The sequence below is a fragment of the Actinomyces sp. genome (assembly GCF_030530635.1).
Taxonomy (GTDB): Bacteria; Actinomycetota; Actinomycetes; order Actinomycetales; family Actinomycetaceae; genus Actinomyces.
This window is the reverse complement of the sequence record NZ_JAUMUL010000006.1, coordinates 23,942-43,610: the sequence shown is the minus strand read 5'-3', so window position 1 is coordinate 43,610 and position 19,669 is coordinate 23,942. Positions and strand designations below refer to the sequence as shown.

At 68.9% G+C, this 19,669-nt stretch carries 16 protein-coding genes; 1 reads left to right on the top strand and 15 read right to left on the bottom strand.

Translation table 11 applies throughout. The annotated features are described in order from the left end of the window. Window positions 1–2: 2 nt before the first annotated feature. The 15 genes from ftsZ to dinB all read right to left on the bottom strand — a co-directional run bounded on the left by ftsZ (window position 3) and on the right by dinB (window position 18,712). Window positions 3–1,250, bottom strand: a complete 1,248-nt coding sequence (gene ftsZ, locus Q4A20_RS02965; RefSeq protein ID WP_303120118.1) for a cell division protein FtsZ — start codon at window positions 1,248–1,250, stop codon at window positions 3–5. Window positions 1,251–1,397: 147 nt separating this feature from the next. Further along, on the bottom strand, window positions 1,398–2,279 hold the full coding sequence (locus tag Q4A20_RS02960) for a cell division protein FtsQ/DivIB (protein ID WP_303120116.1): 882 nt from the start codon (window positions 2,277–2,279) through the stop codon (window positions 1,398–1,400). A 40-nt stretch (window positions 2,280–2,319) separates the two neighbouring features. Continuing rightward, window positions 2,320–3,804, bottom strand: a complete 1,485-nt coding sequence (gene murC, locus Q4A20_RS02955; RefSeq protein ID WP_303120190.1) for a UDP-N-acetylmuramate--L-alanine ligase — start codon at window positions 3,802–3,804, stop codon at window positions 2,320–2,322. Window positions 3,805–3,848: 44 nt separating this feature from the next. Beyond that, entirely contained in the window at window positions 3,849–5,087 is a 1,239-nt protein-coding gene (locus tag Q4A20_RS02950) for a glycosyltransferase (protein WP_303120113.1), read from the bottom strand. Beyond that, window positions 5,080–6,372, bottom strand: a complete 1,293-nt coding sequence (locus Q4A20_RS02945) for a putative peptidoglycan glycosyltransferase FtsW (protein ID WP_303120110.1) — start codon at window positions 6,370–6,372, stop codon at window positions 5,080–5,082. Before Q4A20_RS02945 ends, Q4A20_RS02950 begins: the two co-directional genes overlap by 8 nt. A 1-nt stretch (window position 6,373) precedes the next feature. After that, on the bottom strand, window positions 6,374–7,900 hold the full coding sequence (gene murD / locus Q4A20_RS02940; protein ID WP_303120107.1) for a UDP-N-acetylmuramoyl-L-alanine--D-glutamate ligase: 1,527 nt from the start codon (window positions 7,898–7,900) through the stop codon (window positions 6,374–6,376). Window positions 7,901–7,991: 91 nt separating this feature from the next. Beyond that, a complete protein-coding gene (gene mraY / locus Q4A20_RS02935; protein ID WP_303120105.1) occupies window positions 7,992–9,080 on the bottom strand; it encodes a phospho-N-acetylmuramoyl-pentapeptide-transferase in 1,089 nt (362 codons plus the stop codon). Then, entirely contained in the window at window positions 9,077–10,543 is a 1,467-nt protein-coding gene (murF, locus tag Q4A20_RS02930) for a UDP-N-acetylmuramoyl-tripeptide--D-alanyl-D-alanine ligase (protein ID WP_303120103.1), read from the bottom strand. The genes mraY and murF overlap by 4 nt, the downstream gene beginning before the upstream one ends. Continuing rightward, the gene (locus Q4A20_RS02925; RefSeq protein WP_303120101.1) at window positions 10,540–12,162 is read right to left on the bottom strand and encodes a UDP-N-acetylmuramoyl-L-alanyl-D-glutamate--2,6-diaminopimelate ligase; all 1,623 of its coding nucleotides are present in this window, start codon (window positions 12,160–12,162) and stop codon (window positions 10,540–10,542) included. The genes murF and Q4A20_RS02925 overlap by 4 nt, the downstream gene beginning before the upstream one ends. A 72-nt stretch (window positions 12,163–12,234) precedes the next feature. Further along, window positions 12,235–14,019 (bottom strand): penicillin-binding protein 2, encoded by a 1,785-nt coding sequence (locus tag Q4A20_RS02920; RefSeq protein WP_303120188.1) that lies wholly within the window; start codon window positions 14,017–14,019, stop codon window positions 12,235–12,237. A gap of 38 nt (window positions 14,020–14,057) precedes the next feature. After that, complete coding sequence (locus tag Q4A20_RS02915; RefSeq protein WP_303120099.1) at window positions 14,058–14,528, bottom strand: hypothetical protein; 471 nt, start codon at window positions 14,526–14,528, stop codon at window positions 14,058–14,060. Further along, on the bottom strand, window positions 14,525–15,598 hold the full coding sequence (gene rsmH, locus Q4A20_RS02910; protein ID WP_303120096.1) for a 16S rRNA (cytosine(1402)-N(4))-methyltransferase RsmH: 1,074 nt from the start codon (window positions 15,596–15,598) through the stop codon (window positions 14,525–14,527). The genes Q4A20_RS02915 and rsmH overlap by 4 nt, the downstream gene beginning before the upstream one ends. A gap of 289 nt (window positions 15,599–15,887) precedes the next feature. After that, complete coding sequence (gene mraZ, locus Q4A20_RS02905) at window positions 15,888–16,319, bottom strand: division/cell wall cluster transcriptional repressor MraZ (RefSeq protein ID WP_303120092.1); 432 nt, start codon at window positions 16,317–16,319, stop codon at window positions 15,888–15,890. Between the two features lie 554 nt (window positions 16,320–16,873). After that, window positions 16,874–17,251 carry a DUF3040 domain-containing protein gene (locus Q4A20_RS02900; protein ID WP_303120089.1) on the bottom strand — a complete coding sequence of 126 codons (378 nt, stop codon included), beginning with the start codon at window positions 17,249–17,251 and terminating at the stop codon, window positions 16,874–16,876. Between the two features lie 225 nt (window positions 17,252–17,476). Then, window positions 17,477–18,712 (bottom strand): DNA polymerase IV, encoded by a 1,236-nt coding sequence (gene dinB, locus Q4A20_RS02895; RefSeq protein ID WP_303120086.1) that lies wholly within the window; start codon window positions 18,710–18,712, stop codon window positions 17,477–17,479. Window positions 18,713–18,808: 96 nt separating this feature from the next. Between dinB and Q4A20_RS02890 the strand changes: the two genes are divergently transcribed. Further along, a complete protein-coding gene (locus Q4A20_RS02890; RefSeq protein ID WP_368502413.1) occupies window positions 18,809–19,666 on the top strand; it encodes a spermidine synthase in 858 nt (285 codons plus the stop codon). The last annotated feature ends 3 nt before the right edge of the window (window positions 19,667–19,669 follow it).

The window sequence follows — 19,669 nt, the reverse complement described above, 5'->3', positions numbered from 1 at the left end:
GCTCAGCGCAGGAAGTCAGGCAGGTCGATATCGTCCTTCTCGGCGTCGACACCGATCACCCGTGGCACGGTCAGCTCGGGCTCCTCCTCCGGCCGGGAGTCGTCCACGTAGGTCGGGACCTCCGCCGTGGCAGGGGCCGGAACCGCGGACACGGGCCGAGTAACCGGATTCTCCGCGGCATGGGCGCCCCGAGGCGGCGTGGCGGGGTTGGCGGCGCGGGCGGGGGTCTGGGCGGTGCGAGCAGGGGTCGCGGCGGCGGCCGCCCGTGACAGGTTCGCCCCGCGGGCACCGGAGTCGGTGACCGGATCCTCGTCAAAACCAGCGGCAATGACCGTGACGCGCACCTCATCTCCCAGGGCACCGTCGACCACATTGCCGAAGATGATGTTCGCCTCCGGGTGGACGGCTTCACGCACCAGGTTGGCAGCCTCCGAGATCTCGAACAGCCCCAGGTCGCTTCCTCCCTGGAAGAACAGCAGGACACCGTGGGCGCCGTCGATTGAGGATTCCAGCAGCGGCGAGGCGATTGCCTGCTCGGTGGCGGTCAGGGCCCGGTCCTCTCCGGTCGCGGAGCCGATACCCATCAGCGCGCTCCCGGCGTCCTGCATGACGGACTTGACATCGTTGAAGTCCACATTGATCAGACCGGGAGTAGTGATCAGTTCGGTGATGCCCTGAACCCCTTGCAACAGCACCTGGTCGGCCTGCTTGAAGGCGTCGACGACGCTGATATTGCGGTCGGCGATCTGCAGCAACCGGTCGTTGGGGATGACGATGAGGGTGTCCACCTCGGCGCGCAGATTGGTCACCCCGTCCTCGGCCTGAGTGGCGCGGCGCCTCCCCTCGAAGGCGAATGGCCGAGTGACCACGCCAATGGTGAGCGCACCCAGGGAGCGTGCCACCTTCGCGACGATGGGAGCGGCGCCGGTGCCGGTCCCACCACCCTCGCCGGCGGTGACGAAAACCATGTCCGCGCCCTCGAGCGCCTCCTGGATATCGTCCTCGTGGTCCTCGGCGGCCTTACGGCCGATGGTCGGGTCCGCACCGGCCCCGAGACCACGGGTGAGATTACGGCCGACATCCAGCTTGGTGTCAGCATCAGACATGAGCAGCGCCTGGGCGTCGGTGTTGACGGCGATGAACTCGACGCCGCGCAGGCCGGCCTCGATCATGCGGTTGACGGCGTTGACGCCGCCGCCGCCGACGCCCACCACCTTGATGACTGCTTGATAGTGCTGCGATTCCGCCACTGTCTGCCTCCGCGTTTGATGCCGAGTCCCGGAGGACTCCCCTCAACCTTCAACCTGAAGTCGAGGTGTATACTTATGTCATTCTTCCGATGACGTGCCCAACGCTATGAGCTACTTCCCGCCGCGGAGGTATTTGGGTTCGGCGTGTCAGGAGGTCGTCGGACTATGCGGGCTGGACACGTCATATGTCTGCGCCTCCTGCCCGAGCAGTACCTCCAACACCCGCGCCTTCAGTTCATTATCAGTCGCTTCACCCCACACAACGGTGGCACCGCCGACCATGGTCAACGTCACCCGCCCGGTGCCAGAAACCGCTCCCGTGGCCACCCGCGCCCGCACCTGGGCGCTCAAGCTGCCGATCGCCTCGGTCACCGCCGACACCTGCGCCTGTGACAACTCCTGCCCGGGCTCGGCCTGGATGACCGCCAGGCCCTCGGGAGCCTGACTCACCGTATCCAGGACCACCGCCTCATCGTCGAGCACCTGATGGCCGGCGTCGGTCGAACGGACGGCGACCGGCACGCGCATGGTCAGTGTCACCGCCAGGCCATGGGGCCAGGAGCGGGTCACCTCCGCCTCCCGCACCCGCACCAGGGAGTCGGCCACCTGCTCACCCAGGGCGTCCACATCCAGGCGCAGCAAAGACCGGCCGGCATGTGCGGCCAGTGACTCCTGTACCGCGGCGGCATCAACCGCGCCGTCACCACCCGTAACGGTGATATCAGCGGTGCGCAACGCCAACAGAGGCGAGAACAGGCACGCCCATACGACCAGCACCGCCACCGCCGCAACGGCGCCCGCGCGTATCAGCCACCCCCGGTGCAGCCGACGGCGGGCACGGCGACGCTCGTCGAGCCGGTCCGTCAAACCGGTGGAGACGACCCGGTTCCGCTGATCCGCCAAGGCCGACAAGGGCCGCCCGGCGCCGCCAGGGCCGTGGATGGCGACACCACCCGCTCGCCCGGCAGCTGCGGCGGAAGGCGTCGCAGCGGATTCGGCTCCGGCCACGTCACCCGCATCTGCCCGCACAATCGGCTTCTTTGCGCCGCGGGGTCGGGGCGCATCCGGTTTACGCATTAGCCTGGTCCGGCTCGCAGCGGGCGGCAAGCGCATCCAGAATGACTGAGCCCAGCCGGGTAACGTCTCCGGCGCCGATCGTGAGGATCAGGTCACCGGGGCGGGCGACTTCAGCGGCCGCACGGGCGGCGGCCTCGGGCTCGGCGATGTAGCGGGCCTGGCCCGCGGTGTGGTCGACCACCAGCTGTCCGGTGACATCGGGGAAGTCCGCCTGTGCTTCGCGAGCCGGATAGACGCCGGTGACGATCGTATGTTCAGCCGCGGCCAGGGCCGCACCGAAGCGTTCGGCGAAGTTGCGGGTGCGGGAGAACAAGTGCGGTTGGAACAGGGCGATGACGCGTCCGTGGCGGGCCTCGGCAACTTCCCGTGCGGCCGCGAGCAGCGTCTCGATCTCGGTGGGGTGGTGGGCGTAATCGTCAATGACGCGGACACCGGCCTTCTCGCCGCGCTCCTCGAAGCGCCGCCCGGTGCCTGCGAAGCCGCTCAGGGCGTCGGCCATGGCCTGCGGCTCCACGCCCAGTTCATAACCGGCCTCCCAGGCACCGGCGGCGTTGAGGACTACGTGGTCGCCGGGGATGGCCGATTCCAGGGACAACGGCCCCAGGGAGGGTACGTCGGCGTCGGCCTGCCAGCGGGTCAGTACGGCGCGCGTACCGCCGGCATGGCGGGAGGTGATCGCCACGCGCACGTGGGCTGCGCCGACAACCGGTCCGTCAGGGATGTCGGCGGGGGCGGTAGTGCCGTAGGTGGTCACGCGAGTACCGGCCGCCGCCGCGGTCCGGGCGAGCCGACGGGCGCCGGAGTCGTCGGCACAGGCGATGAGCAGGCCGCCGGGCTCCAGGCGCTTCGAGAAGGAGACGAAGGCCTCCGCAAAGGCCTCGGGTGTGCCGTAGTTGTCGAGGTGGTCGGGCTCGATGTTGGTGACGATCTCGATGGCGGGCATGTAGTTCAGGAAGGAGCGATCGGACTCGTCGGCCTCGGCGACGAAGGCGCGTCCACCGCCCAGGTGGGCACCGGTGCGCAGGGACCGGACCACTCCCCCGACGGCGAAGGAAGGGTCCTGGCCTGCGGTGGTGAGCGCCTGGGCGAGCATCGCAGAGGTGGTGGTCTTGCCGTGAGCACCGGCTACGGCGATGAAGGCACGGTCGCGAGCCGCCAGCGCCAGGGCCTCGGAGCGGTGGATGACGGCCTGGCCCCGCTCCCGCGCCCGCAGCAGTTCGGGGTTGGAGTCCTTGATGGCCGTGGATACCACCACGGTGGCGTCCGGGGGCAGATTGGCGGCGTCATGCCCCAGGCGCACATCCACACCCTGGCGCCGCAGCTGGTCAAAGGCCTCGCCCCCGCCGGCGTCCGAGCCGGTGACGGAGGCTCCGCGCTGGACCAGGATCTGGGCGACCACACTCATGCCGGCGCCGCCCACACCGATGAGGTGAAAAACCCGGCCGGCCAGGTCCTCGGCCGCCGCAGGTAGCCGCACCGGGCTCGGCGCGCTGTTGGAAACGTGCTCCGCGGTCACTGGTTCTACTCCTGATTCTCGGTGTCATCTGCAGGGCCGTCGGCCGAATCGCCGGCGGCTACGTAGCGAATCAGTGCGGCCAGGCGCTCGGCCCCGTCCCGCACCCCCGTGGAGGCGGCGGCCACGGCCGCCTGTCGACGCCGGTCGGAGTCGGTGAGCAGCGCGGTGAAGGCCATCACGTCATCACCGCCCAGATCGGCATCGCTGACCAGTTGTCCGCCTCCCGCCGCCACACAGTCGGCGGCATTGAGCCGCTGCTCACCGTTGCCGATAGGCAGGGGTACGTACAGGGCGGGCAGCCCGAGGGCGGTCAGCTCGGCCACGGTGCCGGCTCCGGAGCGGCAAATAACGCCGTCGGCGCATGCGTAGGCGTGTTCCATGGCGGTGAGGTATTCCAGGACGTGATAACGCTCGAGGATTCCGGGTGCATCGACTCCGACCTGTTCCAAGGCGTTGCGCACGGGTGCATCCTTGTTACGGCCCGTCAAGTGCAGTACTTGCAGGTTCTCGGGCAGTCGCCCAATGCAGTCGCACATGACCTCGTTCAGGTGCTGAGCACCAAGTGAACCGCCGGTTACCAACAGCGTGGGGGCTTGCGGGTCCAGTCCGAGGGCCGCGGCACCCTCCCGACGGGCGGCGTCGGCATCGGCGTGAAGACGGCCTACCAGGCCGGCGATGGCGGGCCGCAGCGGCAGGCCGGTGACCTCCGTACGTCCGTGCGAGGCGGCCAGCGGGGTGGATGCGAAGGTGAGGGCGACGGCGGCGGCCCAGCGGGCACCCAGACGATTGGCCAGTCCGGGGCGGGCGTTCTGCTCGTGGATGACCACGGGAACGCCGGCACTGCGGGCGGCCAGATAGGCAGGGGTGGAGACGAAACCGCCGAAGCCGACGACCACGTCGGCCCCGACCTGCGTGATGGCCTGGCCGGCGGCCGCCACCGCGCGGCGCAGGCGCCGCGGGAGCAGCAGCAGATCCCCGGTAGGGCGCCGGGGCATGGGCACGCGGGGCACATGGGCCAACTCGTAGCCGGCCTCCGGGACCAGACGTGCTTCCAGCCCCTCCTTGGTGCCCAGTACCAGGATGCCGGTTTCCGGGTCACCCCCGGCCGCATCGTTGCGCAGCGCGGCGGCGGTGGCCAGCAGGGGATTGATGTGGCCGGCGGTGCCGCCGCCTGCAAGCAGCACTCGCAACGGCCGTCCGGAAGGGTCGACCGTGGCGTGGTCCGGGTTGGGGTGGTCAGACACGTTTCCTCCTGCGCGGGGCGATGACTGCCAGCGTACGGCGTACAGCACCGGTGCGGGAGCGCAGCGCCTCCGGGGCACCGGGCTCATTGCGGGCGAAGGCGAGCAGCACACCGACGGCGAGCAGTACGGATACCAGCGCTGATCCGCCGGCACTGATAAGTGGCAGGGGCACACCCAACACGGGCAGCAGCCCGACCACCACACTCATGTTGATCAGGGCCTGCCCGACGATCCAGCTCAGGATGCCACCGGTGACCACCGAGACGTACAGGGAATCGCTGCGGCGGATGATGCGCATGCCGCACCAGCCGACGACGGCGAACAGGAATATCACCAACAGGGCGCCGACCAGTCCGAACTCCTCACCGAGGACGGCGAAGATGTAGTCGGAGTCCGCCTGGGTCAAGTACCCCCACTTCTGCCGGGAGGATCCGGGCCCCACTCCCCACCAGCCACCGGTGCCCAGGGCATAGCGCCCGTGCAGGGGCTGGTAGCCGACGTCGAGCGGGTCGTATCGCTCCGGATGCAGCCAGGACAGGATGCGGGCGCGACGGTTGGCCGACAGCATGGACGCGGCGGCGAAGCCGACCAGGCCCACCGACCCCAGGGTGGCGAACCAGCGCCAGCCGAGCCCGCCCATCCACAAGGCACCGGCAACCAGGGCGGTGAGTATGATCACGGTACCCAGATCGCCCCCGGCCATAACCAGTCCGATGCCGATGCCGGCCGGAACCACGATCCAGCCGAGCAGGCGGGCGAACTTCCTCCAGGTGTTCACGCCCTCCAGGAAGGCGTCCTGACGGGTGGACACCATGACGCCCAGGTACAGGCACAGTCCCAGCTTAATGAACTCCGAGGGCTGGGCGGTGCCCAGGCCGGCGGGCAGGGTGATCCAGTTGCGGTTTCCGTACACGTCGATGCCGACGCCGGGTACGAACACCAGCAGTTGCAGGCCGAAGGCGAGTAGGAGCACCAGCCATGACAAGCGTTTGAGCATTCGCAGCGACAGCCGGGACAGGACGACCATGCCGACCAGGCCGACGGCGGCGAAGGCCAAGTACTTGGTGAAAGTGGTGAAGGCGTTGCCGCCCTCAGCGGCCGTAGTAACAGACTGCACCGAGAAGACCATGATGAGCCCCAGGGCGAGCAGGGCCAGTGTGGCGATGAGCAGGGCGTAGTAGCTCAGGGTGGTGCTCTCGCCCTTGACGGGGCCGTCCCCTCCCCTGCGTTGACGCCACCAGCCGGACCTGCGGCGCCGGGCGGCGGGAGTCTCGGCGGCCGCCATGTCAGTGGTCCCCCTCTTCGGCGGAGGCGCTGCGCCGTGCCCGGTGGGCGGCGGCCCGCGCGAACAGTTCGCCACGCTGGGCGTAGGAATCGAACTGATCCCAGGAGGCGCAGGCGGGGGCGAGCATGACGGTATCACCGGGGCGGGCCATGACGTCCGCCGCAGCGACCGCGGCGTCGGTGACGGCTTCGGGGCTCCCATCCGGGATCGTGGTCACGGGTAGTCCCGGCGCCTGCTTGGCCAGCGCCTCCAGCACGGTGGTCTGGTCGCGCCCGATGACGACGGCTCCGCGCAGGTGAGGGGTGACAGCCCGCACCAACTCCTGGAAGGAGACGCCCTTGGTCTGGCCGCCGACGATCCACACACCGGTGCCCTCGGGCAGGGCGGTCAGGGCGGCCTGGGCGGAGTGGGGATTGGTGGCTTTGGAGTCGTCGATCCAGGTAACGCCCCGGCCCTGTGCGACGGTGACGATGCGGTGGGCACCGGATTGGTAGGCGCGCAGACCGCGGGCGATCGCCGTCGGGTCGGCGGCGACCGCATCGGTGGCCAGGGCCAGGGCGGCCGCGGCCAGGGCGTCGGCGACGACGTGGACGGGCAGGCGAGCGGCGTCACCCCCGGGGGCGAGGTGGGCCAGGTCCGCCAGGGTGCCGAGTTCGGCTCCGCTGCGGCGCCGATCGGCGTGGTAGGCGCGGTCGACGAGGATGTCCTCGACGCGACCGATCTGACCGAGCGCCGGTGCGGAGGCGGTGAAGCCGATGGCACGGCAGCCCGGGGCCACGTCGGCGTCTTCAACCATGGTCACGGTGGCGGCGTCGGCGGCGTTGTAGACGGCCGCACGGCGGGTGCGGGCGTAGATGCGCGCCTTGTCGGCCGTGTACGCCGCCAGGGAACCGTGCCAGTCCAGGTGGTCGGGGGCGACGTTAAGGCAAGTGGCGGCCAAGGGGCTGAGGGTGTGGGTCGAGTGCAGCTGGAAGCTGGACAGCTCCACGGCCAGGACGTCAGGATGTCCCGAGCCAACCGTGGTGATGGCCGGAGCGCCGATGTTGCCGACCGCGGGCGCGTCCAGGCCGGCTGCGGCCAGGATGGCTGCGAGCATGCCGACGGTGGTGGTCTTGCCGTCAGTGCCGGTCACTGCCAGCCAGGGAACGTCGGGCCGCGCGGAGGCGCGCTGGAACCGCCAGGCCAGTTCGATTTCGCTCCAGATCTCGATCTTCTGGGCGCGGGCGGCGGCCAACACCGGTCCGGTTGCCGGCACACCGGGCGAGACGATGAGCAGACGCACGCGCGAATCGTTGATGGCAGCGGCGATCCTTGCATCGTCGCCCACGACGGCACCGGCCAGGCGGGAGGCCGTAGTGGCGCCGAGCGTACTGGCCACGGCGTCGACGGCACCTTGCCGGGCGTCGAATACCGTCACCTGGGCGCCCAAACCGGTCAGTACGTCGACGACGGCGAGCCCGGTGCGGCCGAGTCCGATCACTCCCACGCGCGCCCCGATAAGCGCCTCAACCGATGTACTGCTGCTCATCGCTGCCTTTGACCTCTGCTTGACGGTGACTGGTTGTTGATACTGGACGCCTGCGGGCGACGGCTCCGGGGCGCGGGGCCGAGGCTGAGTCCTAGGAGACCAGGTACTCGGCGTAGAACAGCCCCAGGCCGAGTACTACGCACACGCCGGTGATGATCCAGAAACGGATGACGACATTGACCTCGGTCCAGCCGCCCAATTCGAAGTGGTGGTGCAGCGGGGCCATACGGAATACCCGCTTGCCGGTCGATTTGAAGGAGACCACCTGGATGATGTCGCTCATGACCTCGGCGACGAACAGACCGCCGATGAGCACGGCCAGGAACTCGGTGCGGGTGAGGATGGACAGCCCGGCCACAGCACCACCCAGGGCCAGAGAGCCGGTGTCTCCCATGAAGATCTTGGCGGGTGAGGCATTCCACCACAGGAAGCCGAAGCAGGCGCCCATGAGGGCGGCGGCGATCATGGCCATGTCCCGCGGGTCACGGGTCTGATAGCACAGGGTGGCGACCACGTCGCCGTGCCCGTAGGTGCACGACTGGTTGGTCTGCCACACCCCGATGAGGGTGTAGGCGGCGAACACCATGGCGGAGGAACCTGCAGCCAGACCGTCGAGCCCGTCGGTGAGATTAACGGCGTTGGACCAGGCGGTGATCAGGAAGTTGGACCAGATGGTGAACAGGATGATGCCGCCTACAGCGCCGGCGAAGGCCAGATCCAGGTTCGAGTCGCGAGCGAAGGAGATCCTGGTGGAAGCGGGGGTGAGCCCATTTCGGTTGGCGAAGTTCAGCGCCACGACTGAGAAGGTGATGCCGATGAATGCCTGGCCGAGAATCTTCTGCCAGGGGCTGAGCCCCAGCGAGCGCTGCTTGGAGATCTTCGCGAAGTCGTCCAGGAAGCCGATCAGCCCCAGCCCGGCGATCAGGAAGAGCAACAGCACGCCGCTGGCATGCGGGGTGCGTAATTCGATCAGGTTGGCCACCGCGTAACCGAGCGCCGTGGCAACGATGATGACCAGTCCACCCATGGTGGGCGTACCGCGTTTAGTGAAATGGCCCTGGGGGCCGTCCTGCCGGATGAACTGCCCGTACTCACGCTTGTGGAGGAAACGGATGAGCAGGGGCGTCCCAAGTAGGGTGGTCAGCAGGCCAACCGCCGCGGACACGAGGATTGCTGTCATTGGGTGTGCATCTCCTTGAGACTGTCCCGGAGGTGATCGGCCAGGCGCCAGGCGCCGGACCCGTGGGATCCCTTGACGAGGACGGCATCGCCGTCTTGCAGCAGACCGCCTGGTGCGTCCAGGACCGCCAGTGCCGCATCGGCGTCGGGCAATTCGAATACTCTCACGCCGGCGGTTCGGGCGGCGGCGGCCGCCGGGGCGGCGCCGGAACCGACGGTGATCAGTAGGCTCACGCCGGCGGCCGCGGCCAACTCGCCGGTACGGGCGTGGTCGGTGGCCGAGGCGTCGCCCAGTTCCAGCATCTCGGAGATGATGGCGACTCGGCGGCGGTGGCCGGCGAGGGCACGCAGAGAGTCCAGGGCCGCCGTCATGGAGTCGATGTTGGCGTTGTAGGCGTCGTCAATGAGCAACACGTCCCCACCCAGGCGAGTCACGTCCATGCGATGCGGACTCTCCATGCGGGCCGTCCCAAGCGAGGCCACGATCTGCTCGGGATCCGCGCCGGCGGCCAGCGCCAGGCCGACGGCGGCCAGGGCGTTGGATACGTTGTGGGCACCGGGAACGGCCAGTCGCACACCTGTGACGGTACGTCCCGGCAGATGCAGGTCGAAGACGGCGTGGGCGTCCCGGCCCAGGGCGACATCCGTGGCGCGAATGTCGGCGTCGGGGGCGCCGTCCGCGGAGAAGGTCAGTACCGCGGGAGCCAGTTCCGCCATGGCGACGGCACGGGCGTCGTCGTGGTTGAGCACGGCGGTACCGGTGGGCAGCAGACCGCCGACGATCTCACTCTTGGCGCGAGCCACGCCGTCCACCGTTCCGAAGCCCTCCATGTGGGCGTGGCCGACCATCAGAACGGCGCCGGCATCCAACGGGGCTATGTCCGTCAGGTAGGCGATGTGGCCGGGTCCGGATGCACCCATCTCCAGCACTAGGTAACGGGTGTCGGCATCGGCCTCCAGCACGGTCAGCGGCAGTCCGATCTCATTGTTGAAAGAGGCCACCGGGGCGACGGTGGGCGCCTGGGCTGCCAGCAGTTGCCGGGTCAGGTCCTTCGTGGTGGTCTTACCGACCGATCCGGTGACGGCGACCACGGTCAATGCCCCGCCTCGGCGTGCGGCGCGGCGACGCAGATCGGTCAGGTGACCCCGGGCGAGCGCTCCGAGTGCCGCGACGGTGTCCGACACCGCGATCAGCGGCAGGGCGACATCGGCATCCGCCAGGGCGGTACGGGCGGTATCCACATCGCTGACCAGGGCGGCGGCGGCACCGGCGGCCGCGGCCGTGCCGACATGGGTGTGTCCGTCGGTGCGCTCGCCCGCCAGGGCGACGAACAGGGCCCCGGGGCCGATCCGGCGGGAGTCCGTCACCACCGAGGAAACGGTCAAGGCATCCGTGGCCGGGCCGGCCGGAAGAAGTTCGCCGCCGGCCAGGGCAGCGACCTCGAATAGGGTGCGGTCGATCATGCGGACTCCCCCGCTCCCCACTTGGCGTTGACGGCGTCCCGCATGACGGGGGCGTCGTTGTAGCGGATGAATTCGTCTGCCATCTCCAGGAAGGGCTCATGTCCCTTACCGGTGACGATGACCGTGTCCTGCGGCCCGCACAGCTCAACGCCGCGGCGCACGGCGTCGCCGCGCCAAGTGGTGATCTCCTCAACATCGTGTAGGTCGGGACGCACCGAGCGAACCCCCTCCAGGATGGCGTCACGGATGGACTGCGGCTCCTCTCCGCGCGGATTCTCGTCAGTGACCACGAGCACGTCGGCCAGGCGCGCACAGACCTGACCGAGCATGGGGCGCTTGCCTCGGTCGCGGTCGCCGTCAGAACCGAAAACGACAATCAAACGTCCCGGAGTGATCTGACGCACGGCCTGCAGGGTCAGCTCCATGGCGTCAGGAGTGTGGGCGAAGTCGACGATGCAGGTGCCGCGTACCCCGTCGCGCCGGCTGATGCGCTGCATACGGCCGGGGATGTTATGCGCACCGGCCAGGGCGGTCACGGCAGTCTCCTGCGGCACACCGGCCCGGATGGCCATGACTAGGGCCAGGGCGGCATTCTGCACGTTCACCAGCCCGGGCAGCGGGCAGGAGGCGTTGATGACCTCTCCGGCGGGGCCGTGCAGGGTGAAGGTGGTGGCGGCGTCCGTCATCGACACAGCGGCATCGGTGACCCACCAGTCGGTGCCGCCCTCGGTCTGGGAGGCCGGATAGGCCCGCACCCGATCCACTGGGAGGCAGCCGGCGGCGGCGATGCGCTCAGCCAGCTGGACGCCCCATTCATCGTCGACGCACACCACCGCGCGGCGGGCATGGGCGGGGGTGAACAGCTGCGCCTTGGCGTCCAGATACTCCGGCATGGTCTTGTGGAAATCCAAGTGGTCGCGCTGAAGGTTGGTGAAACCGGCGACATCCACCACCAGCCCGTCCAGACGGTGCAGCACGATGGCGTGGCTGGAGGCCTCCAGACTGGCGGCGCCCACGCCCTCCTCCACGGCCAGGGCCAGCATGCGTTGCAGCACGGGCGCTTCGACGGTGGTACGGGGGGACTCCACAGCCAGCGCACCCACGCGCAGTTCAACCGTACCGGCGACCATGCAGGCGGCGCGGTGGGCCGAAAGCATCGCTTCCAGGAAATAGGAGGTGGTGGTCTTGCCGTTGGTCCCGGTCACGGCGGTGGTAAGCACGTGCTCGCCCGGCCGATGGTAGACGGCGGCAGCCAGTGGGCCGACCACCGCGCGCGGGTCGGGGTGCGTGAGCACCGGGACCTCTGGGCAGGATTCATGCACCATGGTGGCACCGGCCGGGTCGGTCAGGACGGCGACCGCACCGGCGGCGACGGCCTCGGAGGCGTAGGCGGCCCCGTGGGTCTTGAAACCGGGCAGGGCGGTGAACAACTCGCCGGGCATCACATCTGCGGAGTCCACGCTCACGCCATTGACTACCAGCCCCTCCAATGGGGCGACGCCGCCGTCCTCACGCACCGCGGGGGTCAGCGCGAAGTCCCGGGCGAGGTCGCTCACGGGTGTGGGCGTACACCGATGCGGGCGCAGCCGTGCGGCCGACTCGTAGGCGTGGTTGCTCATGGGTCCTCAATCTATCGTGACATAACAGTGATGGCCGCCGGGCACGGACGGCGCATGCCAGGAAGAGGGTACTCATCCTTCCTCATCTCCGCTTTCATTGCGTGCAGCTTCGGCGGCCGCATCCGCCTCGGCCGCCGCCTGAGCCGCTATGACACCGGGATCCGGGGCGATTCCCAGGGAGTGCATGGCGGCCAGGGCGACCTTACGGAAAACTGGCGCGGAGACCGTGCCGCCGTAGGTATCGCGGGGGCGATAGACGAATACGGCGACGGCTATGGCCGGATCGTGTGCTGGGGTGAAGCCGACGAATGAGGCCACCGTACCGTCCTCGGTGAGGATCTCCGTAGTGCCGGTCTTTCCGGCCACCAGGTAGCCGTCGATGGAGGCGGACTCAGCGGTGCCGCCCTCCTGGGTGACGCCGATCAGCATCTGCGTGAGTGTCTGAGCGGTCGCCTCGCTGATCACCCGCACCCCCGCGGGAGCCTCCTGCTCAGTCGCCTTGCCCTCGCCGTCGATCCAGGCATCCACCACCCGCGGGGCCACGCGCACACCCCGGTTGGCAACAGTGGCCAGTACCTGGGCTGCCTGCAGGGCGGTGCCGGCGATGCCTTGGCCGAACATGGTGGTGTAGCGGGTGCGGTCATCCCAATCGGCGGCGGCGGTAACCATGCCCGCGGACTCTGCTGGCATCTCAATGCCGGTGACCTCGCCGAAGCCGAATCGCTTCAAGTAGTCATAGCGGACGGCGTCGTCGAGTCGCTCGCCGATCTGTACGGTACCGACATTGGAAGACTCGGCCAGCACTCCCGCGGAGGTGAGGGTCTGGGTCTCGTGGTAGTGGGAGTCATGGAAGCTCTGCCCGTTGGCGGCGGTCCAACTGTAGGGGACTGTCCAGGTGTCCTCGGGATCCATGACGCCCTCTTCGAGGGCGGCGGCGAAGGTGACCACCTTGCCTACACTGCCGGGCTCGAAGATGGACTGAACCGAGCGTGCGTTGCGGGAAGCCTCCGGGGTGTCCGCCGGGCTGGCGGGATTAACGGCGTCGGAGTCGGCGAGCACCAGGAGCTTGCCGGTAGCGGGCTCCATGACTACCACACATCCCCAATCGGCACCCTGGGCGTCGACGACCTCATCGATCGCCTCCTGAGCCACGGCCTGCAGGTCGGGGTTGATGGTGGTGCGCACGCCTACTCCCGGAGTGGACGCAACCTCCTCCTGCTCGCCGGTGGGGATTATGGCCCCGGATTTGCCGACCTCTACGCTGCCCCGCCCATCGACACCGGTGAGCGCATCATTCTGAGTCAGCTCCAGACCTGCGGATCCGATCAAAGCGCGCCCGTCCCCCTCATAGGTGTACCCCAGGACGTTGCCGGCGACCGAACCCGCCGGGTAGATGCGGCGAGTGCGCTGGTCCGGCTCGACGCCGGGAATCGCCAAGGCGTTGATACGCCTCCAGGTGTCCGGGGCGACGGCCTCGGCGATGACCACATATGTGGACTCCCCCACCATCTTCGCCCCTAGTTCTTGCGCGTCCATCCCCAGGATCTCGGCCATCTGCTCGGCGGCCGCCGCGGCGCCATGTCCGATGACAACGCTCCTGGCCTGCCCGGTACCGGGATCGTTCTGCATCTCGGTACGCTCGTACTGGGCCACTTTCACCTGGTTGACGCCGATGTCGTAGGACACGGCGGAGGAGGCGAGGACCGTACCATCTCGACCCAGGATGTCACCGCGGGGGGCGCGGTTGACCCAGGTGACGGTGCGTTCCGCCTGGGCCACCGCGGCCAGGGACGGTCCGTTGACCACCTGCAGCCAGGCGGTCTTGGCTGTCAGCGCACCGAATCCTGCCATTCCCATGATCTGCAGGACACGGCGACGGCTGGGGTTGACCGAATTCACTTGGTGTCTTCCGCCGCGGCGGCGGTGCCACCCGCCAGAGTGGAGTTGCTCAGGTCGATGACGCCGGGGGCGGCGGCCGGAACCATACCCAGCTCCGCCGCACGGGCGGCCAAGGCATCAGCGGCCGAGGCCTCCTGCACGTCCGCGCGCACGGTTTCGATGTGATCGGACAGGACGTTGAGCTCGACCTGCGCGGTCTTCATCTTGTAGGCCGTGTCCGCCATGCGCGCGTTGAGCAGCATGGTGGACACCAGCGCGCATGCGAGAATGCCGACGACCAGGACCAGGAAGGGCAGAGTGCGCCGGGAGGGCACGATGCCCCGCACGACGCGCAGCTCCGGCTGCGGCGAGGTCTCGGCCGCGGACTGCGGCGCGCTACGGCTCGCGGCGCGAGCGGTGGCGCCGTCGGTGAGTGCACGCCACGACGGATCGACCGTGGCACTCCGGCGAACCTTTGCGGTGGTCATCGGCGGTTCCTTCCTCTGGTTCTGACGGCTGTGGAGAAGTCGGTGCGGTACGGGGCGGGGGCCTGGTCGGCGGGGCGTATGCGTACGGCTGCCCGTAGGCGCACGGAGGCACTACGAGGATTGGCGGCCATCTCGGCCGCATCCGCCTTCTGCGCCCCTCGAGTCACCAGCTCCAGATAGGGCTCCAACTCGGGCGGGATCACCGGCAGGTCTGCGGGTGTACCCGGAGCCGCACCTGCGGCCAGGGCCTGTTTGACGATGCGGTCCTCCAGACTCTGGTACGACTCGATGACGAGCCGTCCACCGACCCGCAGGGAATTGAGGGCCCGCGGCACCCCCACTTCAAGCAGGTCGAGCTCCCCGTTGACGGCTATGCGCAGCGCCTGAAAGGTGCGTTTGGCCGGGTTCCCACCCCGACGACGGGCCGCGGCGGGAATCGCCTCGCGCACCAACTCGGTCAGCTCCGCGGTGTTGGTGACGGGCCGACCGGCGTTTCGACGACGCACAATGGCGGCAGCTATGCGAGCAGCGAAGCGTTCCTCGCCGTAAGTGCGCAGAATGTGGGCCAGCTCTTGCTCAGCGACGGTGTCCAACAGTTCCGCGGCAGTACGTCCGGAGGTCTGGTCCATACGCATGTCCAGCGGGGCCTGCTGGGCGTAGGAGAACCCCCGGTCGACGTCGTCGAGTTGGAGGGAGGACACACCCAAGTCCATGAGGACGGCGTCGACCGTGCCGTCGGCTCGGGAAGAGGCGGAGCGAGCAACCGCGTCGACGGTGTCGTAGGTGCCCCGCACGACTCGGAATCGTTCCCCGAAGCGGCTCAGACGCGACGTGGCCAGAGCAATGGCCTGCGGGTCCCGGTCTATGCCGACGACTGTCAACTCGGGGAAGCGCTCCAAGGCACCTTCGGAATGTCCACCCATGCCGAGCGTGCAGTCGATCATGACCGGCTCGGCGCCGGTGAGTGCCGGCGCGAGCAGGTCCAGGCAGCTATCCAGGAGGACGGGCGTGTGCCGGTTGGCAACGTCGGCGGCGGACGCCACCGGTTGCGCGGCTGGGGTGTTACTCACGATGATCCTCCTCTCATCCCGGTTCCGTATCGGCAGCCCGCCCACGAGGGGTGCGCTGTAAGGGTGTGCTTGGCGTTATTGGGCTATGTGGAGCGCCGTCCGGGGACGCCGCTGCGCCAGGACTCCTCCCGCAGGTTCCGGCGCCGGGGAAGAGGCGTCGGACGCAGGGGCGGGCGGAGACCTCACGGAGCGGGGCCCGTCTACGGCCCTCCGGAACATTCGGCTTTGATAGCCGGATGCCCGGCGGCTGCGAGTATTCGGTTTTGAGACTGCTTCCGGCACGGCCGGATCAGAAGAAGCCGGGGATGATCTCCTCGGCGGTGTCGGCGAAGACCTGCTCCTGGGCGGCCAGATAGGTCTCCCAGGCCCCTGCGTCCCAGATCTCCACGCGCGCGCCGGCCCCAATGACCGCCAGATCGCGGCCGAGACCGGCGTAGGCGCGCAACGGTGCGGGGATGGTGATGCGTCCCTGCTTGTCGGGAATCTGAGAGTCAGCACCGGAGAGCATGACTCGGATGTAGTCACGCGCCTGCTTCTGAGCCAAGGGCGCCTCACGCAGCTGGGCGTACATGCGCTCGAACTCGGCGGAGGTGAAGGCGTAGATGCAGTGCTCCTGGCCGCGGGTGAGGATCACCCCTCCAGCCAGTTCCTCACGGAACTTGGCCGGGAGGATGAGCCGGCCCTTCTCGTCGAGGCGGGGAGCGTGTGTGCCCAGGAACATGCTGCGCTCACTCCTTCCTCTCCTCTCGACGATCCGCTGCACCCCACATTACTCCACTTTCCTCCCTTTTCTTCCACAATGCGGCCGCACTGCGGCATCGGGATCGTATCGGCCGGTCTCCTCATCGCCGTCATTCCTTGAAATCACGCCACTATGCGAGGGTGGAGGAAAGTGGGGGCACCGGGTGGGCACTGGCGGCACGGGCGTGGCGAACAGTAGGGCGTGCACCGCCGAGATGGGTGCGGCAGCACCGCACGGGGAGCCGGTGCAACCGGGAGTGGAGGAAAGTGGAGGGAGCGGCACGGCGAGCAGCCGGACGTGGGTGCAGATCCGCCTGGCGCCGGAGGAGGGGAACGGCAGGCGGTCAGTCGGGGGGATGGCCGGGCCGAGGGGAGCGGCCGGAGAGGTAGAGGTAGGAGACGCCTAGGATCGCAGCAGGCGCAATATTGCCCAACGTCTGCCGACCCACGCCGGCTGCTCGTGGTACTACCGGTCTCGGCGTGTCATTCGTGCCGGTTTCGACGGGAGGGGGGTTGCGTTAGGCGTGAGGCCTGTCAGTTCCGGCCGTCGCGGCGCCGGTCCCAGCGCTCGGACTGCCGTTCCATGAAGGAGGAGCGCTTCGCGCCACGGGAGGGCGCAGTGCCCTCCTTGGAGGTCGCACCGGTGAGCATGAGCGTGACGCCCCACACGGCCAGGGCGAAGCCGACCACGCCCAAGACGACGGAGCCGATGCCGTTGCCAACGGCCACGCCTGCAATGACGACTGTGAGACCTACGAGTAGAAGGGCGACGCCGGCACCGATACGGCGCGGCGAGGGCCGGCGCAGTGTCTTGTCGGCATGTTGCATGGTTTCAGCCAGCGATGGGTCCTCATCGCTGAGTTGCTCCTCAAGGTCGCGTAGCACCTGCTGCTCGCGTTCCGACAATGCCATGACGCGCCTCCCCTCCGCCTACGGGACTACGTGGGTGGCTTGGACGGGCTCGTCCCGGCCAAGCCGCCCGGACATACCAAGGATAGGCGTTTGTAGTCACAGGAGGAAAACCGGAGCGCCCCTTAATTGGAACAGAACAACGCGCGGCTGCCCGATCCGTCTTGTGGGCGGCCGAGCGCGGACAACGCCTGGCCGCCTCATGGGAGACCGTACGGGGAGACGGCCTCAGTCCTCGTCGTCGGTCGGCACGGGCCGGGCCAGCAGGCTGGCCGGGGCGAGAGCGGCATCGCCCCACCTCCGGCGCACGGCGTCGGCCGCCCGCTCGGGTGCGCCGCGGCGCGGATCATCGTCGAGCAGCAGCTGAACGCCGTCGTCGGCGCGGGACAGGCCCTCCACCCGCACTCCGAGCAGGCGGAAGCCACCACCCGGGGTGGGCAGGGCGCCGAAGAGCACCTCTACCACGGCGAACAGATCGCGCGCCAGGTCCGTGGGTGCGGACAGGGTGCGGGAGCGGGTCACAGTAGTGAAATCGGCGCCGCGGGCCTTCAGGACAACGACGCGGCCACGCATACCGCCGGCGCGCATTCTGGCCGCACACTGATGGACCTGATCCAGCAGGACCCGCCGGGCGTGGTCGCGGTCGGTCAGGTGATCGAAGAAGGTGGTCTCGGTACCGACCGACTTCTCTTCCCGCTCCGGGGTGACAGGACGCGGATCGATCCCGTTGGACAGGTCGTGCAGGTGGCGGGCGGCGGCGGGGCCGAGGATGCGTTCCAGGCGGCGCAGGTCAGTGGCGGCCAACTGCCACACGTCGGTGATGCCCCAGCGTGCCAGTGCCTGGGCGCTCTTATCCCCCACGCCCCACAACGCACCGACCGGCAGCACGTTGAGAAAGTCCTGAGTGGCCTGCGCCGGCACCAGTAACAATCCGTCCGGCTTGGCGTGCGCGGAGGCGAGTTTGGCCACGAATTTGGTCGCGGCGATGCCGACGGAGGCCGGAACGCCCACCCGACTGCGCACCTCTTGGCGGATCCAGTGGCCGATGGCGACCGGGGAGCCCATACGTCGACGGGCGCCGGACACGTCCAGGAAGGCCTCGTCAACGCTGACCCGTTCGAGTATCGGAGTGACCTCACCGAGGATGCTCATCACCCGCTGGGAGACGGCCGAGTACAGGCCGTGACGCACCGGCAGCACCACCGCCCGGGGACAGCGGCGCATGGCCTCGTTCATGGGCATGGCCGAGGTGACGCCGAAGGCGCGTGCCTCGTAGGAGGCGGCGGAGACGACCCCACGACCGTCACGCCCACCGACGATCACGGGGCGACCTGCCAGTTCCGGATGCTCCAGCAGTTCCACCGAGGCGAAGAAGGCATCCATATCCACATGCAGAACGGGAGTGCCCGAGTCGTCCCCGCCCCAGGAGCGACGTGCGGCATCCGCCCGCGGTGCCCGGCTCATGCCCACTCACCTCCCCGCGCATCCCGGTACCGCCGAAGGCGAGTCAAAGCGAACTCGCTCCGACGGCATCTCACGCGGCCACGATAACGTGCCCCTGTGACACGTGGTCAACCGTCAACCCGCTCTCGGAAACGACGCCGCCGCCTCACCGACGGGACTCCTGCCGGATCGTCCGCGACCCTGCCGACGCTGCCGGTTGTCACCTCCTACGCGACGGCTCGTCTGGAGGTGCGCGATACGGGGGTACTGCTGCTGCTCGACGACGCCGAGTCCTCGTGGATCGACCTGTGGGATCCCACGCACCTGGATTTCGAGTATCAGCAGCAGATGGATGCGCTCGTGTCCGCCCTGCGCGGGCCGACGACGCCGGTGCACGCGGCGCATCTGGGAGCGGCCGGCTGCGCCCTGGCCCGGGCCTGGGACGCCGCCAGGCCGGGGTCGACCCAACTCGCGGTGGAGATCGATGCGATTCTGGCCGGCAAGGTGCGCGAGTGGTTTGATCTGCCGCGCGCTCCGCGCCTGCGCATACGGGTCGGGGACGCGGCTGATGCGGTGAGAACGCTGCATTCGGGTGAGTGGGACGTAGTCGTGCGCGATGTCTTCACCGGCGGGCAGGTTCCGCCCGCCTGCGCGAGTCACGACTTCCTGGCGGAGTGCCGACGTGTACTGGTGCCGGACGGGCTCTACCTGGCCAATGCCGTGTGCCCGCCGCGCCAGACGGTGGCGGCGGAGTTGGCGCGGCTGCGCCAGCTGTTCGGCGGCGTGCTGGTGGTAGGTGATCCCGCCGTAGTGCGGCGCAGACGCCGTGGGAACCTGGTACTGATCGCCCGCGAGCGCGCGTGGGAACCCGCGGAACTGGATGCCATGGAACGTGCGGCGCGCCGCCTGCCGCTGCCCGTGCGCACGTGGCCGGCGAACGACCCGGCACTGCCGCGCCTGCCCGCCGGCGACTGAGCC

Bases quoted from the DNA above. Each gene is read 5' to 3' on its own strand.
- mraZ (WP_303120092.1), bottom strand. From the start codon at position 16,319: ATGTTCCTGGGCACACACGCTCCCCGCCTCGACGAGAAGGGCCGGCTC.
- murD (WP_303120107.1), bottom strand. From the start codon at position 7,900: ATGAGCAGCAGTACATCGGTTGAGGCGCTTATCGGGGCGCGCGTGGGA.
- Q4A20_RS02915 (WP_303120099.1), bottom strand. From the start codon at position 14,528: ATGACCACCGCAAAGGTTCGCCGGAGTGCCACGGTCGATCCGTCGTGG.
- Q4A20_RS02900 (WP_303120089.1), bottom strand. From the start codon at position 17,251: ATGGCATTGTCGGAACGCGAGCAGCAGGTGCTACGCGACCTTGAGGAG.
- murF (WP_303120103.1), bottom strand. From the start codon at position 10,543: ATGATCGACCGCACCCTATTCGAGGTCGCTGCCCTGGCCGGCGGCGAA.
- Q4A20_RS02925 (WP_303120101.1), bottom strand. From the start codon at position 12,162: ATGAGCAACCACGCCTACGAGTCGGCCGCACGGCTGCGCCCGCATCGG.
- Q4A20_RS02920 (WP_303120188.1), bottom strand. From the start codon at position 14,019: ATGGGAATGGCAGGATTCGGTGCGCTGACAGCCAAGACCGCCTGGCTG.
- Q4A20_RS02945 (WP_303120110.1), bottom strand. From the start codon at position 6,372: ATGGCGGCCGCCGAGACTCCCGCCGCCCGGCGCCGCAGGTCCGGCTGG.
- mraY (WP_303120105.1), bottom strand. From the start codon at position 9,080: ATGACAGCAATCCTCGTGTCCGCGGCGGTTGGCCTGCTGACCACCCTA.
- dinB (WP_303120086.1), bottom strand. From the start codon at position 18,712: ATGAGCCGGGCACCGCGGGCGGATGCCGCACGTCGCTCCTGGGGCGGG.